Genomic DNA, 14,616 nt, shown 5'->3' with positions numbered 1-14,616 from the left:
GCCGCAAGGCATGTCGGCAAGCATCCGACACACCGTCGAGCAGGCATTGGCCGGCCTCGCGCCGCCCGGCCTGAGCGCCGGTTGCCGTCATATCCTCGCCGGCGACGAACAATATATCCTGCCCGCGGAAAGCGCTTCCATGGCGACGCGCGAACCCGGCGCGCGCGCCGCCACCGGGGCAGGCCGCCACATCGCGCATGAATTGCTGCGGCGTCTGGGATGCGTGAACCCCGCGATATTGCGCGGCCGATCGGGAAGCCCGATCTGGCCGGCCGGCATTGTCGGCTCGATCGCGCATGACGACACGATTGCCGTAGCAGTCGTCGCGCGATCCGGCGCGCTGCGAAGCGTCGGCGTCGACATCGAACCCGCCTTGCCATTGCCCGACGACCTCAGGGCCATGGTTGCCGCCCCGAAGGATCGCCTGGGTGATCTCGATCCGAAGCTGGGCGGCCGTATCCTGTTCGCGGTCAAGGAAGCGGCCTACAAGGCATCGTTCCCGCTCGACGGTCGCGTGTTGGGTTTCGAGGACATCGCCATCGATTTCGAAAAGGGCGAGGCGGTCACTTCGCCGGGCCGTCGCCTGGCCGTCCGTTTTGCCACCTCCCAATGCATCCTGGCGCTGGCTTACGCAGCCGTGGAGCGCTGAGAAGCCCTTCCGTATCCCGGCACTCTGACGCCGGCTGCATAGATGGGTGCCGTATCTGGCCAGGGGCTGCCGCGCCTTCGGCCCACACTGTCACGCCATCAACATAGATGTTCTAAACATCAATCCTTGACGATAGGACATTTTAATGTAGGCTATAGCACCGAGACCTAATATCTCAAACCTGAACGAGTGAGTCCTCGGTGATAACCGCACCGCAATTGCGCGCCGCAAGATCGCTGCTCGGCATCGATCAGCGCCGGCTTGCCGAATTGTCCGGCCTATCGGTGCCGACGATCCAGCGAATGGAAGCCAGCGGCTCGATCATCCGGGGCAATGTCGATTCGCTGATGAAGCTGATCGCGGCGCTCGAGATCTCCGGCATCGAACTGATCGGGGAAGGCGCGGCGAGCCCCGGCGGCGGGCGCGGGGTGCGGCTGAAGAGCGGTTTCGATCCCGCCAAGGCGCCCGAACCCGATGGCGGCCAGGTCGAATCGGGCGGGAGCCAGCCGTGAATTCGACCGTCGCCCTTCTGCTGTGCGGTGCTGCCGCGTTTTTGGCAACGGCCATAATGGCCGCGGCCGCCAGCCGGCTCGCCGCCGCGACGCGCCTGGTCTACGGCGCGACGCTTGTCATTTCAGCCGTGCTGCTCGCGACTGCTGCCGGCCATCTTGCCGGCAACCCCGGCGAGGCCTCCGCCACCTTGCCGCTCGGCCTGCCCTGGACCGGCGCCCGGTTCCGCCTCGACGGCCTGTCGGCGTTCTTTCTCGTCGTCGTCAATTTGGGCGGCACGATCACCAGTCTCTACGGCCTCGGCTACGGCCGGCATGAATCCCAGCCGCATCGGGTGCTGCCATTCTATCCCGCCTTCCTTGCCGGCATGAACCTCGTGGTGCTGGCAAACGACGCCTTCAGCTTCCTGTTGTCCTGGGAATTCATGTCGCTCGCCTCCTGGGCGCTGGTCGTGGCGCATCACCGCGACGAGGCCAACCGGCGGGCCGGCTACATCTACCTGGTGATGGCAAGCTTCGGCACGATGGCGCTGCTGCTTGCCTTCGGCCTGTTGGCCGGGCCGGCGGGAACCTATGCGTTCGACGCGATGCGGACGGCGCATCCCGGCCCGTTCGTCGCCGGCGCGGTGCTGGTTCTCATGCTGCTTGGCGCCGGCTCCAAGGCCGGCCTCGTGCCGCTGCATGCCTGGCTGCCGCTTGCCCATCCGGCGGCACCCAGCCACGTCTCGGCGCTGATGAGCGGCATCATGACGAAGGTCGCCATCTATGGCTTCGTCCGCGTGGTGTTCGACCTGCTTGGCGAGCCGGCATGGTGGTCCGGCGTCGCGGTGCTTCTCATCGGCGGCGTGACGGCGGTGCTGGGCATCCTGCACGCGCTGATGGAAAAGGACCTGAAGCGGCTGCTCGCCTACTCCACCATCGAGAATATCGGCGTCATCTTCGCCAGCCTCGGCCTTGCGCTGGCCTTCAAGGCAAACGGCATGCCGTCGGCGGCCGCGCTGGCCTTCACCGCGGCGCTCTTCCACGTGCTGAACCATTCCTTCTTCAAGAGTCTGCTGTTCTTCGGCGCCGGCGCCGTGCTGACAGCAACCGGCGAACGCGACATGGAGAAGCTGGGCGGCCTCATCCATCGCCTGCCGGTGACCAGCTTTGTCTTCCTCATCGGCTGCGTCTCGATCTCGGCGCTGCCGCCCTTCAACGGCTTTGCCTCGGAATGGCTGGTCTTCCAGGCCATATTGCGCAGCCCCGAGCTGCCGCAATGGGGGCTGAAGGTCATCGTGCCCGCGGTCGGCGGCATGCTGGCGCTGTCGGCCGCACTTGCCGCGGCCTGCTTCGTCAAGGCATTCGGCATCACCTTCCTTGGCCGGGCGCGGTCGGCGGCGGTGGAACGCGCCCACGAAGTCGATCGGTGGTCGCTGGCGGCGATGGCCGTGCTTGCCGCCTTCTGCCTGCTCGCCGGCATCCTGCCAGGCTTCGTCATCGACAGCCTGTCGACGGTGACGCTTCCGCTCGTCGGCGAGCGCATGCCGGTTCAGATGGCGCAGCCTTGGCTGTCGATCGTGCCGATCGCCGAGAGCCGCAGCTCCTATAACGGCCTGCTGGTGTTCGTCTTCATCACCATCTCGGCGTCGCTCGCGGCCTTCTTCATCCACCGCTTCGCCTCGCATGCGCTGCGCCGGGGCATCGCATGGGGGTGCGGCTTCCCGGATGAGGTGCCGGCCGCGCAATACACGGCCGTCAGCTTCGCTCAACCCATTCGCCGCGTCTTCGGCGGCTTCGCGTTCCGCTCGCGCGAGACGGTGGACATGCCGGCGCCGGGCGCGCTGGAGCCGGCGCGACTCAAGGTGGAGATGCACGATGTGGCCTGGGAGATCTTCTACCAGCCGATCACCGGCGCGATCGATTTCGCCACCGAGCGGCTGAACCACCTGCAGTTCCTGACCATCCGCCGCTATTTGACGCTGGTCTTCCTCTACCTCGTCATCCTGCTTCTGGTGCTCGCGCTATGGCCATAATCTCGCAACTGGCCGTGCAGGGCGCGCAGATGCTCGCGGTGCTTTTGCTGGCGCCGCTGCTGATCGGCTTCGTGCGCAAGGTGAAGGCAAGGCTGGTCAGGCGGCAGGGGCCCTCGCTGATCCAGCCCTATCGCGATCTCGTCAGGCTGATGCGCAAGGAGGTCGTGCTGGCGGACAATGCGTCCTGGCTGTTTCGGGTGACGCCCTACCTCATCTTCGCCGCGACGTGGGTCGCGGCGGCGCTCGTCCCGACCTTCGCCACCGGCCTCGAATTCAGCTGGACCGCCGACCTCATCGTCATCGTGGCGCTGCTCGGCAGCGCGCGCTTCTTCCAGGCGCTGGCGGGAATGGATGTCGGCACCAGCTTTGGCGGCCTCGGCGCCAGCCGCGAGGTGATGATCGCGTCGCTGGCCGAACCGGCGATGCTGCTCATCGTGTTCAGCCTGGCGCTGGTCGCCGGCGCCACGCAACTCTCGACGGTCGCCGCCTTCATGGGCTCTCCGCAAGTCGGGTTGCGGGTGTCGCTCGGCATGTCGCTGATTGCGCTCGTGATGGTGGCGATCGCCGAGAATGCCCGCATTCCGGTCGACAATCCGGCCACGCATCTGGAGCTCACCATGGTGCATGAGGCGATGATCCTGGAATATTCCGGCCGCCATCTGGCGATGATCGAGCTCGCCACCTTCCTCAAGCTGCTGCTCTACATGTCGCTGATCTCCTGCGTCTTCCTGCCCTGGGGGCTGGACAGCGGCGGGACCGGGCCGAAATCGCTGGCCATCGGCGCGGCCGCCTATCTCTGCAAGCTCGCGGTGCTCGCCATCCTGCTTGCCGTGTTCGAGACGGCGGTCGCCAAGATGCGTGTCTTCCGCGTGCCGGACTTCCTGGGCGCGGCGCTGATGCTGGCGCTGCTCGGAACGCTGTTGCTGTTCGTCTCGCGGAGCCTGTGATGAACGGTCTCACCTTCGACATCGCCCATCTGCTCGCCGGCAGCCTGGTGCTGATCTCCTTCATGATGCTCTATCAGGACCGGCTGTTCGCGCTGATCAACGTCTTTGCCCTGCACGCGATCGTGCTTGCACTCTCGGTGGCCTGGCAGGCCTATATCCAGGACGCGCATCATCTCTACATCACGGCGGCAATCGCGTTGGTCTTCAAGGCGATCGTCATTCCCGTCGGGCTGCATCGCATCATCCAGCGGCTCGGCATCCACCGCGACATCGAGACCGCGGTCGGCATCGGCCCGACCATGCTTGCCGGCATCGGGTTGGTGACGCTCTCCATGGTGCTGATGCTGCGGGTGACGCCGGAGGCCGACCCGCTCGCCCGCGAGGACCTGGCCTTCGCGCTGTCGATCATCCTGCTCGGCCTGCTGGTGATGGTCACCAGGCGCAATGCCGTCAGCCAGGTCGTCGGCTTCATGTCGCTGGAGAACGGGCTGGTGCTGGCCGCCACCGGCGCCAAGGGCATGCCGCTGGTGGTCGAGATCAGCGTCGCCTTCTCGATCCTGATCGCCTTCATCGTGATTGGCGTCTTCCTGTTCCGTATCCGCGAACGGTTCGATTCGGTCGATATCGGCGCGCTCGACGACTACCGGGGAGAACGCCGGTGAGCGGGTTTTCCTTCGACGCCGTGGCCGCGATCCTTTTCATCCCGGCAGGTGCCGCGGCCATCCTGGCGGCAATGCCGAACTATCGCATGACAGCGACCGTCAATGTCATTGCGAGCCTGCTCACCTTGCTCGCGGCGCTGTCGCTGTTCGTCACGGACCGGCCGGCGCCGGGACAATATCTGCTGGTCGACGACCTCAACATCGTCTTCATCGTGCTCAACACATTCGTCGGCTTCACCACCAGCGTGTTCAGCGCGTCCTATATCGCGCATGAGCTGGAAACCGGCCGGCTGACCGCGCCGAACCTGCGCTTCTACCACGCGATGTACCAGATCATGATGTTCGGCATGAACCTCGCCTTCGTGTCGAACAATATCGGCCTGATGTGGGTCGCGGTGGAGCTCGCCACGCTGACCACCGTGCTGATGGTCGGCATCTACCGCACGCATGAGGCGCTGGAGGCGGCGTGGAAATATTTCATCCTCGGCAGCGTCGGCATCGCGCTCGCGCTGTTCGGAACGATCCTCGTCTACATGGCGGCGCAGCCGGTCGTCGGCGAGGGCACCAACGCAATGGTCTGGTCGGTGCTGATCGAGAAGGCGGCGCGTTTCGATCCCGCGCTGCTCAGCGTCGCCTTCATCTTCCTGCTGCTCGGCTACGGCACCAAGGTCGGCCTTGCCCCCTTGCATGCCTGGCTGCCCGACGCCCATGCCGAGGGCCCGACGCCGATCTCGGCGGTGCTGTCGGGCCTGCTGCTCAATGTCGCGCTCTATGCCGTGCTGCGCTTCAAGCTGTTGCTCGCGGCGAGCCCGCAGGCGATCGGGCCGGGGCCGCTGATGGTCACGATGGGACTGACCTCGCTGATCTTCGCGGGCTTCATGCTCTACCGCCGCCGCGACATCAAACGCCTGTTCGCCTATTCCTCGATCGAGCATATGGGCATCATCGTCTTTGCCTTCGGCATGGGCGGCCCGCTCGCCAACTTCGCCGGCCTGTTGCACATGGTCATGCACAGCCTGACCAAATCGGCGATCTTCTTCGCCGTCGGCCATATCGCGCAGGTCAAGGGCACGCAGAAGATCTCCGAGATCAGGGGGCTGACCGAAAGCCATCCCGGACTTGGCTGGGCGCTGGTCATCGGCGTCGTGGCCATTGCCGGCCTGCCGCCGCTCGGCATCTTCATGAGCGAATTCCTGGTCGTCAGCTCGACTTTCGCCAGGCATCCGTGGCTGGCGATCCCGCTGGTGTTCGGGCTGCTCATCGCCTTCGGCGCGCTGCTGCTGCGGCTGACCGGCGTCGCCTTCGGCGAGCCGCGCGGCGGCATGGCGCCGGTCGAGGCGTCCTATGTGCCGATGTATTCGCACCTCGCCTTGGTGTTTGCCGCCGGCATCTATCTGCCGGCGCCGCTGGTGGCGTGGTTCCAGCATGTCGCCGGTATCCTGGGGTAGGCGCATGGTGAGGAAAAACATGCCCGCGCTTGCCGATCTCATCGAGGCAGACCGCCAGGTCGAACATCACGCGCCCTGGCGGCGCGGCGTCGTCGCTCCGAAGGCCTGGAACCTCGCCGTCGAGCAGCTCGTCGCCGGACGCTGGAGCCTGCTCGGCCTGTGGGGGGAGCCTGACAAGGTGCACATGGCGCTTCTCGACGAGGCGCAGACCATCGGCGTGATCAGCCTGGATTGCCGTGGCGGCCGTTACCCGTCGGTCGGCCAGCTCCATCCACCGGCGCTCCGGCTGGAACGCGCCGCAGCGGATCTTTTCGGGCTGGCGCCGCAAGGCCTGCCCGATACCCGCCGCTGGCTCGACCATGGCCAGTGGGGCATCAGCCACCCGCTGGCGGCGCGGCCCGGCGGGCCGGCGGCCGCGTCGTCCTACCGGTTCCTGGCGGCCGAGGGCGAGAGCCTCCATCAGATTCCTGTCGGGCCGGTGCATGCCGGCATCATCGAGCCGGGGCATTTCCGCTTCACGGCAGGCGGCGAAACCGTGGTGCGGCTGGAGGAGCGGCTGGGCTATGTGCACAAGGGCATCGAAGCGTTGATGCAGGGCGCATCGATCGATCGTGCCGCGAAACTCGCGGGCCGGACTTCAGGCGACAGCACTGTCGCCTATTCGCTGGCCTTCGCCCGCGCGGTGGAGGCGGCGCTCGGCATCACGCCGCCGGGGCGCGCGATCTGGCTGCGGGCGCTGATGGCCGAATTGGAGCGCCTCGCCAACCACCTCGGCGACATCGGCGCCATCTGCAACGACGCCGCCTTCGCGATCATGCACGCGCATTGCGGCGTGTTGCGCGAACGCGTGTTGCGCGCCGCCGATGCGGCCTTCGGCCACCGCCTGATGCGCGACCGCATCCTGCCCGGCGGCACGGCAAGCGACCTGAGCGAGGCGGGGACGGATGCCATCCGATCGCTGGTCGCGGAGATCAGGCGGCGCTTCCCGCATCTGGTCGAGCTCTACGACAACACCGCCTCGCTGCAGGACCGGACGGTGGCGACCGGCCGGCTCAAGGGCGAGCTTGCCCGGCAATATGCCGCCGGCGGCTATGTCGGCCGCGCCTCGGGCCGCGATTTCGATGCGCGCCGCAGCCCGGGTTACGCGCCCTATGACGAGCTCGCCTTCGATGTGCCGGTGCTGCAGGAGGGCGACGTCAACGCGCGCGTCTGGATCCGCGTGCGGGAGGTCGAGCAGAGCCTGTCGCTGGTGGAGCAGATTCTCGGGCGGCTGCCCGCCGGGCCAATCAGCGTCGATATCGCTGCACCGCAAGAGCCGCGCGAGGGCATGGCGCTGGTCGAGGGTTTTCGCGGCGACATACTGGTCTGGCTGCGCATCGGCGAGGACGGCCTGATCGAGCGCTGCCACCTGCGCGACCCTTCATGGTTCCAGTGGCCGCTCTTGGAGGCGACGATCGAGGGGAACATCGTCGCCGATTTCCCGCTCTGCAACAAATCGTTCAACTGCTCCTATTCCGGCCACGACCTGTAGAACCATGCGAAAACTGCTCTTCGAAAGCCTGATCCGCCCGCCCCTGACGGAACGCGCGCCGCAAGTCAGCAATGCTGCCGTCGACGAGCTGGCGCGCGCGCTTGACGGCATGGCGCGCCGGAAGCTCGGCCGGAGCCTGTCGATCCGTGCCGTCGATGCCGGCTCCTGCAATGGCTGCGAGCTCGAAATGCACGCGCTCAACAACGCCTTCTACGACATCGAGCGCTTCGGCTTCCGCTTCGTCGCCTCGCCGCGCCATGCCGACGTGCTGATGGTCACCGGGCCGGTGACCAAGAACATGCGCGAGGCGTTGAAGCGGACCTTTGAGGCGACGCCCAACCCGAAATGGGTGGTTGCATTGGGCGACTGCGCGAAGGACGGCGGCTGCTTCGCCGGCAGCTACGCCGTCGTCGGCGGCGTCTCGGACGTGGTGCCGGTCGACCTGCACATTCCAGGATGCCCGCCGCCGCCGATCGAGATCCTGAAGGGATTGATCGCCCTGCTCGACGGCGCGAACGGGAAGGCTGGAAAGACCGGCGCCGTCCAGGGCTGACTGTTGCAGGTTTGCGGCCAACTCGGTCCTACCGATCAACGACCAGCCGCAACACCCTTGACGCTGGCGACAGCCGCACCTGCCGGCCCCAGTCGAAGGCGATGAAATCCTGCTCGATGCCGTCGGCGAAGATCACGCCGCCCTCGTTCATGCGCGAGGTGATGAAGAGCGGTTTCTCGGTGATCTTTCCCGCCCGCAATTTCGTGGCGGTGGCGATGCTTGGGAAGGGCTCGCGCACCCAGAAGCCGACCGCATGTTCCTCGCGGCCGAGCGACAGCTCCAGATGCGTCGCTTCCATGATCGTAGCGCGCCCAGCCGGTCGCGCCGGTGCCGGAGGCGACGATGAGACCGCTGGAGGAATGGTCCTCCGCCTCGCCTTCCGCCTCGATCCGGTAGCGGGCCGACTGGTGGCTGCGATGGCCGACGAAAATCTCGTTGAGCGCAAGCAGCGTCTCGCCTTCGCCGAGCTCGGCCTGGACCATGGTGCGCGACTCCATGTCGACATCGCCGGCGGCGCTGGCGACAAGCAGCCTGGCCAGCCTGCCGGTGCCGATGCGCACCAGCACGCCGTCATAGAGATCAGGCGCCGGATTGACGCCGAGCACCGGCTGACCGTTGAGATATTTGGCGACATTGGCGACCAGCCCGTCCTGCCCGACGGCGACGATGACGTCGTCGGGCGCGAACAGGAAGCGGTTGAGGTCGGCGCGGCTCACCAGGGTCTGGCGCCAGTCGGCCGGCACCGAGGCGCGCGCCGTGCCGAGCACCGCGTGGAAGCGATCGTGCCGGGCCTCGACGTCTTCCAGGCGCTGGCCGCGCGTCTCGAGAAAGAAGCGAGCCTGGCCACGCGTCGCGTGATGCGCGATCAGCAGCTCGTAGTCGGTCTCGCGCGTCACGAAGACCGCGCGGGGACGGTTCGCGGCCATGGCTCGCTCCTCACCGGCCTTCGATCACCGCCGGGGCCTTGCGAAACTCGCCGAGCACGGTGGCGAGCAGGTCGGGCGTGACGTTGACATGCTCGATCTTGTCCAGCTTGCCGGCGAGCTGCTGGGCGGCAAGGCCGAGCAGGATCGCGGGCGGCAGGTCACGGTAGATGGCGATATGCTGCCGTTCGGCTTCCGCCTTGGCGCCCTCGATGGCGCGGATCCGCTCGGCCTCGGCGCCGGCCTCGATCTGCTGCGCCTCGGCCGCGCCGGTGGCGCGATTGCGGGCGTTCTCGGCCTCTTCGGCGATGAGCAGCTTCTCGCGCCGCGCCAGCTCGGTCTTGTTCGCCAGCTCGTTCTCGGCGATGGCACGCTCCTTCTCCACGGCAAGCGCCCGGCGCTGGAAGGTCGCCTCGTCGGCCTTCTGCTGCAGCGCCTCGAAGGTCGGCGTCTGCAGCGCCCGCTCGAGCTCGCTGGTCGGCGTCAAATTGGTGAGCCTGACCGCGACGGCGGCGACACCGATGTCGGTCAGCGCGGGATCGGCGGCGACCAGCGCCTGCAGCCGCTCGCGCAAGGGCGCCGGGCCGGCGTCGAGCAAAGCGCGCACCGGCGCCTGGCCGAGATATTGCTGCACCGCCTGGTTGGCGATGCCGGCAATGCGCGCCTGGATCTTCTCGATCGGCTCGCCGCGCAGCTTGCCGGTCCTGAGATCGATGCTGAAATCGACGCGTTCGGCGAGCCGCGCCGGATCGACGACATGCCAGCCGATCGTGCCCTGCACGGCAGCGGTCTGGAAATCCTGGCTGCGGCCCTTGACGAAGAGCGTCATCTCGCGATCGTCCATCGGCAGCTCGGCGATGCTGGCCGTCTCGGGCACGAACCAGAAGGCCAGGCCGCGGCCGCTCTGCATTTCGCGGCCGTTGCGGCAGCGGATGACGTGGCTGCTTGCCTCGCTGCGAAGCTGGGCAATGAAGCCGAAACTGAGAATGGTGGCCATGATGGTCTCTCCCTCAATCAGCCATGAGACGTTGGAAACGATAGAGCTCGGCCGGGCGGAAAGCAGCGCCCGATTCATAGGCGCCGGTCGCCGCCAGCCAGCCCTTGTCGAGCTGGCGCCGGCGGAAGGCGGGCTTGTTGAGCGACGTGCCCAGGATCGCCTCATGCACATCCTGCAGCTGCCGCAACGTGAAGAATTCGGGCAGCAGCGCGAAGCCGACATCGGAATAGTCGAGCTTGCCGCGCAGCCTGAGCATCGCCATCGCCAGGATATCGGCATGATCGAAAGCGAGCATCAGTTTTTCGCCTTCCGGCGCGAGCACATCGACCGGCCCACCAGCCTCGCCGGCCCAGGGCACCTGGATCGTAGCTGGCAGCAGCGTCGGCTTCGCGCCGAGCGCCGCATCGAAGGCCTGCTCGGTGAGCAGCGCCAGATAGGCGACGCTGATGATGCGCATGCGCAGATCGCGCTCCACCGCGCCGAATGTGTAGAGCTGCTCGAGATGCGCCTCGCCCATGCCGGCCTTTTCGCGCAGCACGCGCGCGGCGGCCGCGTCGAGGGATTCGTCGATGCCGACAAAGCCGCCCGGCAGCGCCCAGCGCCCCGCATGCGGAAGCTGGTCGCGCTTGACCAGCAGCACGGCCGGCCGGCCGGCGCGGATACCGAGCAGCACAAGGTCGACCGCCACCGACGGCCGCTGGAAGGCGCTTGGGTCGTAGTCCTTGAGGAAATCGGTCTCGTTCATCGAACGCTCCGCTAATATGCAAGACACATATATCTGTTATGAATATATGTCAACGATGAGTTGTGAGGTCGATGACGGAGCGCCGTCTTGGCACTGGTGATGAGGCTTTCATGCAGGGCGACAGATCGCTTCCCGAGCGGGCCGAATAGTGCATTATCCGTGATATCGATCGCGCCAGACATTCATTGCTTTCTACCGTAGTCGAGCCGCCAAGTGTCTCAGCAGGAGCAGTGCCGTGCCCAGCCGCTGGACCATCCTTGCCGTTCTGTTCGTCGCCCGCGCCGCGATAGCGGTGCAATTCCAGAGTATCGCGGCCATTGCGCCGGAACTGGGCAAGGCGCTCGACGCAAACCTCGCCGACATCGGCGTGCTCATCGGTCTGTACTTCGCCCCGGGCGTTGCGCTGGCGCTTCCCGGCGGCGCGATCGGCAGGCGCTTCGGCGACAAGGCAAGCGTGCTCGCCGGCCTGGCGATGATGCTGGCCGGCGAGATGCTGCTTTTCACCTCAACCTCATGGAGCGTGCAGATCGCGGCACGGTTGATCTCCGGGGTCGGAGGCGTGCTGCTGAACGTGCTGATGACCAAGATGGTCGTCGACTGGTTCACGGGCCGGCGGATCGCCACGGCGATGGCGATCTTCATCAACTCTTGGCCGCTGGGCATCGCCCTCACGCTCGCCGGGCTGCCGCTGATACGGGCGGAATTCGGCATAGCGGGGACGCAGATTGCCGTGATGGCGCTCATCGTCGCGGCGCTTGCGCTGGTGGGATTCCTGTACCAGCCACCCGGACCCGCCGCCGCTCCGGCTTCAGCGGAAGGCTCACGGCTCGCGAAGCCTGCTGTCTGGGCCGTGCTGCTGGCGGGTTTGATCTGGGCCTTCTACAATGTCGGCTTCGCCATGATCTTCAGTTTCGCGCCGTCGATGCTGGTCGAGCGCGGCTGGTCGACCGCCGCCGCCGGTTCGGCCGTCAGCATCGTGCTGTGGCTCGCGGCTCTTTCGGTTCCGCTCGGAGGCTACCTCGCGGACCAGAGCAGGAGCCGCAACGCCATGCTGGCGACAAGCTGTCTCGCTTTCGCGGCCTTGGTCCTCTTGCTATGGCGCTGTTCAGCGGTGCTGCCCACCATGGTTGTGCTCGGCCTGGTCTGCGGGCTGCCGGCCGGAGCGATCATGAGCCTGCCGGCGCGGGTGCTGGCGCCGGCGACACGGGCGCTGGGAATGGGGCTCTTCTACACGGTCTACTACGCCACGATGCTGATCGCGCCTTGGTTCGGCGGCAAGCTTTCGCTTTGGACGGGCAGCGCCGGCGCGGCGCTCGGCCTCGGCTCGGCGGCTCTTCTAGCCTGCCCGGTCCTTTTGTGGGAGTTCGAACGCCGGCTGCCCGTGCAGGCCCGAACGGCCCCGCAGGCGGGCTGAGGCCCTTGCGGACTTTCCGCTGTCGAGACGAGGGATGGGCGCCGCCCGAAAACGCAAGCCTCGATCGGATCAAGGCGCGGGGGTCATTGGGTCGGAGCTGGGCGGCGACGCCACGGGTTGCGCCACGACCGGCGCGCAGCTGTCGCCGACCACCAGTGAAGGCTGGAAGACGACGTTGCGCGGTTCGGCAGGACCGCCACGCCTGATCTGATCGACGAGAAGCCGCACCGCCTCGTTGGTCATGTCGACGAGTGGATGCTCGGTGCGCGTCAAGCGCGGACGCAAGCCTCCGATGCCAGGGATGGTATCGGTGGAAGCGATGGAGATGTCGCCCGGACAGCGCAGCCCGAGATCCGCGACTGCCCGCATCACGCCGAGAGCCATCAGACCGCTCGCGACATAGAGCGCCGTTGGCCGCGCCGGCTGTTCCAACAGGCTGCGCGCCACCGAATAGGCGGCATCCTCACGGAACTCACCCGAGCGTATATAGCGCGATTCAAGCGTCAGGCCTCGCGACCGCATGGCCGCCAGCATTCCGTCGAGGCGGCCCCGCCCGGTGGTGACATGCAGCGGGCCGGTGACCGTGCCGAGGCGGGTATGGCCGAGATCGAGCAGATATTCCGTCGCCTGCCTGCCGGCCGATATGTTGTCGATCGTCACCGTGTCCGACCTGTCATCGGCGACGGTACGGCCGAACAGCACGGTCGGGATCGGTTTGCCGTCGGGATCGTTCTGCAGATGCTCCGTCGAGTCGCCGACCGGGACCAGGATCACCCCGTCGCAGGAGAGTGTTCGCACGCGGGCGAGGATGCGACGCTCGACCTCCGGCTTCTCGTCGCTGTTGAAGATCAGCAGCGAATAGCCCCAGGCGGCGACCGCCGCTTCCGCCGCCCACACGACGCGCGAGAAGAAGGGGTTGGCGAGATCGGCCACGACCAGGGCGATCAACTGGCTGCGCCCGCGCTTCAGGTTCCGCGCGGCGAGCGAGGGCGCATAGCTGAGGTCACGGACGGCGGCCAGGACGCGGGCCCGCAATTCCGGGCTCACATAGGCGGAATCGTTAATCACCGCCGACACCGTTGCCGTCGATACCTCTGCCTTGCGAGCGACGTCCTTGATGGTGGCCATAGCGAACTCAGCTAATCGATTAGTTGAGTTTTGGTCGCCAAAATGGCCTTTGTCTAGGCTAAATCCCCGAAAATTTGCTTGATTGCCGTTGTTATCCGCATAATCTAGCGAAACGGTTCGGCGAGGTAGGCGCCGTAACATCAAAGGGAGGAAATCATGAAGTGGATAGTCATTGGGGCTGCGTTGGCGGCCGCGGCCGCAGCGTTTCCCGCTCGGGCGGACACGCCGCTGGCCGGCATCGTCTCGATCTCGGCGACGGAGGCGAACAACGCCCGCTATATCGTCGGCGCCAAGGCCGCCGCCAAGGAGATCGGCTGGGATGTTTCGGTCATCGATGCGGCGGGCAGCGCCGACCAGGCCAATGCCGCGATCCAGAATTTCGCGCAGCGCGGCTCGGCGGCCATCGTCGACATGGTGTTTCCCTATTCCTCGATCGGGGCCGGGCTGCAGGCGGCCAAGTCGGCCAATATCCCGGTCGTGACCTGGGGCGGCGGGCTGGGAAGCTCGGTCGCCGCCACCAATGGGTCGGGCGGGCCGATGGTGGTGCCGGTCAATGAGCTGATGCTGAAGACGATGGGCGGCAAGGGCTCCATCCTGGCGCTGACCTATCACACAGGCGAGGTCTGCCGAAACCGCGAGGTCGAACTCGACAAGGCGCTTGCGGCCAATCCCGACATCAAGGTCACCAAGAACGAGGTGCGCATCCCCGGCTATTTCGAGGATGGCGCGCAATATGCCAACGCCTGGCTGGCCTCGCATCCGGCAGGCCAGGAGAATCTCGCCATCTGGGGCTGCTGGGACGATCCGGCGATCGGCGCCATCGGCTCGCTCAGGGCGCAGGGCCGCGACGACGTCAAGGTCTACGGCGTCAACGGCAACGCGCAGGCGCTGGAGAACATCAAGAACGGCTTCATGACCGCGACCGCCTGGCAGGACAGCTATACAGAAGGCTACACTATGATCAAACTGCTGCCGGAGATCCGCAAGGCCGGCGCGGACTGGACGCCGAAGGCGGTGGAGGTGCCCGCGGTGCTCGTCACCAAGGACACTATCGACGACTTCATCGCCAAGCATCCGGACGCCATGAAATAGGAA

General features: G+C 66.5%; 13 protein-coding genes and 1 pseudogene. 10 read left to right on the top strand and 4 right to left on the bottom strand.

The annotated features are described in order from the left end of the window. Positions 1 to 10: 10 nt before the first annotated feature. From EJ068_RS16125 to EJ068_RS16090, 8 genes are all read left to right on the top strand, one after another. Positions 11 to 649, top strand: a complete 639-nt coding sequence (locus EJ068_RS16125; RefSeq protein WP_127250020.1) for a 4'-phosphopantetheinyl transferase superfamily protein — start codon at positions 11 to 13, stop codon at positions 647 to 649. 200 nt (positions 650 to 849) lie between these two features. Next, positions 850 to 1,161, top strand: coding sequence for a helix-turn-helix transcriptional regulator (locus EJ068_RS16120; RefSeq protein ID WP_126080207.1), 312 nt, complete (start codon positions 850 to 852; stop codon positions 1,159 to 1,161). Then, positions 1,158 to 3,173: a hydrogenase 4 subunit B gene (gene hyfB, locus EJ068_RS16115; protein WP_127250019.1), complete on the top strand. Its 2,016-nt coding sequence runs from the start codon at positions 1,158 to 1,160 to the stop codon at positions 3,171 to 3,173. The genes EJ068_RS16120 and hyfB overlap by 4 nt, the downstream gene beginning before the upstream one ends. Next, on the top strand, positions 3,164 to 4,120 hold the full coding sequence (locus EJ068_RS16110; RefSeq protein ID WP_127250018.1) for an NADH-quinone oxidoreductase subunit H: 957 nt from the start codon (positions 3,164 to 3,166) through the stop codon (positions 4,118 to 4,120). The genes hyfB and EJ068_RS16110 overlap by 10 nt, the downstream gene beginning before the upstream one ends. Continuing rightward, on the top strand, positions 4,120 to 4,782 hold the full coding sequence (locus tag EJ068_RS16105; RefSeq protein WP_127250017.1) for a hydrogenase-4 component E: 663 nt from the start codon (positions 4,120 to 4,122) through the stop codon (positions 4,780 to 4,782). The genes EJ068_RS16110 and EJ068_RS16105 overlap by 1 nt, the downstream gene beginning before the upstream one ends. Next, positions 4,779 to 6,230, top strand: a complete 1,452-nt coding sequence (locus EJ068_RS16100; RefSeq protein WP_127250016.1) for a hydrogenase 4 subunit F — start codon at positions 4,779 to 4,781, stop codon at positions 6,228 to 6,230. Before EJ068_RS16105 ends, EJ068_RS16100 begins: the two co-directional genes overlap by 4 nt. A 19-nt stretch (positions 6,231 to 6,249) precedes the next feature. Beyond that, positions 6,250 to 7,761 (top strand): NADH-quinone oxidoreductase subunit C, encoded by a 1,512-nt coding sequence (locus EJ068_RS16095; RefSeq protein WP_127250028.1) that lies wholly within the window; start codon positions 6,250 to 6,252, stop codon positions 7,759 to 7,761. A 4-nt stretch (positions 7,762 to 7,765) separates the two neighbouring features. Further along, positions 7,766 to 8,314, top strand: coding sequence for an NADH-quinone oxidoreductase subunit B family protein (locus tag EJ068_RS16090; RefSeq protein WP_127250015.1), 549 nt, complete (start codon positions 7,766 to 7,768; stop codon positions 8,312 to 8,314). A 28-nt stretch (positions 8,315 to 8,342) separates the two neighbouring features. Here EJ068_RS16090 and EJ068_RS16085 read toward each other — a convergent pair. The 3 genes and pseudogenes from EJ068_RS16085 to EJ068_RS16075 form a co-directional block, all read right to left on the bottom strand. Continuing rightward, positions 8,343 to 9,240, bottom strand: a pseudogene (locus EJ068_RS16085) (hypothetical protein). 10 nt (positions 9,241 to 9,250) lie between these two features. Continuing rightward, positions 9,251 to 10,234, bottom strand: coding sequence for an SPFH domain-containing protein (locus tag EJ068_RS16080; protein WP_127250014.1), 984 nt, complete (start codon positions 10,232 to 10,234; stop codon positions 9,251 to 9,253). Positions 10,235 to 10,247: 13 nt separating this feature from the next. Beyond that, a complete protein-coding gene (locus EJ068_RS16075) occupies positions 10,248 to 10,979 on the bottom strand; it encodes an NUDIX domain-containing protein (protein WP_127250013.1) in 732 nt (243 codons plus the stop codon). A 235-nt stretch (positions 10,980 to 11,214) separates the two neighbouring features. Between EJ068_RS16075 and EJ068_RS16070 the strand changes: the two genes are divergently transcribed. Further along, a complete protein-coding gene (locus tag EJ068_RS16070; protein ID WP_126080200.1) occupies positions 11,215 to 12,393 on the top strand; it encodes an MFS transporter in 1,179 nt (392 codons plus the stop codon). A 69-nt stretch (positions 12,394 to 12,462) separates the two neighbouring features. Here EJ068_RS16070 and EJ068_RS16065 read toward each other — a convergent pair whose 3' ends face one another. Beyond that, complete coding sequence (locus EJ068_RS16065) at positions 12,463 to 13,521, bottom strand: LacI family DNA-binding transcriptional regulator (protein ID WP_127250011.1); 1,059 nt, start codon at positions 13,519 to 13,521, stop codon at positions 12,463 to 12,465. Positions 13,522 to 13,677: 156 nt separating this feature from the next. Here EJ068_RS16065 and EJ068_RS16060 point away from each other — a divergent pair, with 156 nt between their 5' ends. Then, the gene (locus EJ068_RS16060; protein WP_127250010.1) at positions 13,678 to 14,613 is read left to right on the top strand and encodes a sugar ABC transporter substrate-binding protein; all 936 of its coding nucleotides are present in this window, start codon (positions 13,678 to 13,680) and stop codon (positions 14,611 to 14,613) included. Positions 14,614 to 14,616: the final 3 nt, after the last annotated feature.

Origin of the sequence: Mesorhizobium sp. M2A.F.Ca.ET.043.02.1.1 (assembly GCF_003952405.1) — a bacterium.
Taxonomy (GTDB): Bacteria; Pseudomonadota; Alphaproteobacteria; order Rhizobiales; family Rhizobiaceae; genus Mesorhizobium.
The sequence above is the reverse complement of the archived record's forward strand: the minus strand, read 5'-3'. Positions and strand labels throughout refer to the sequence as shown.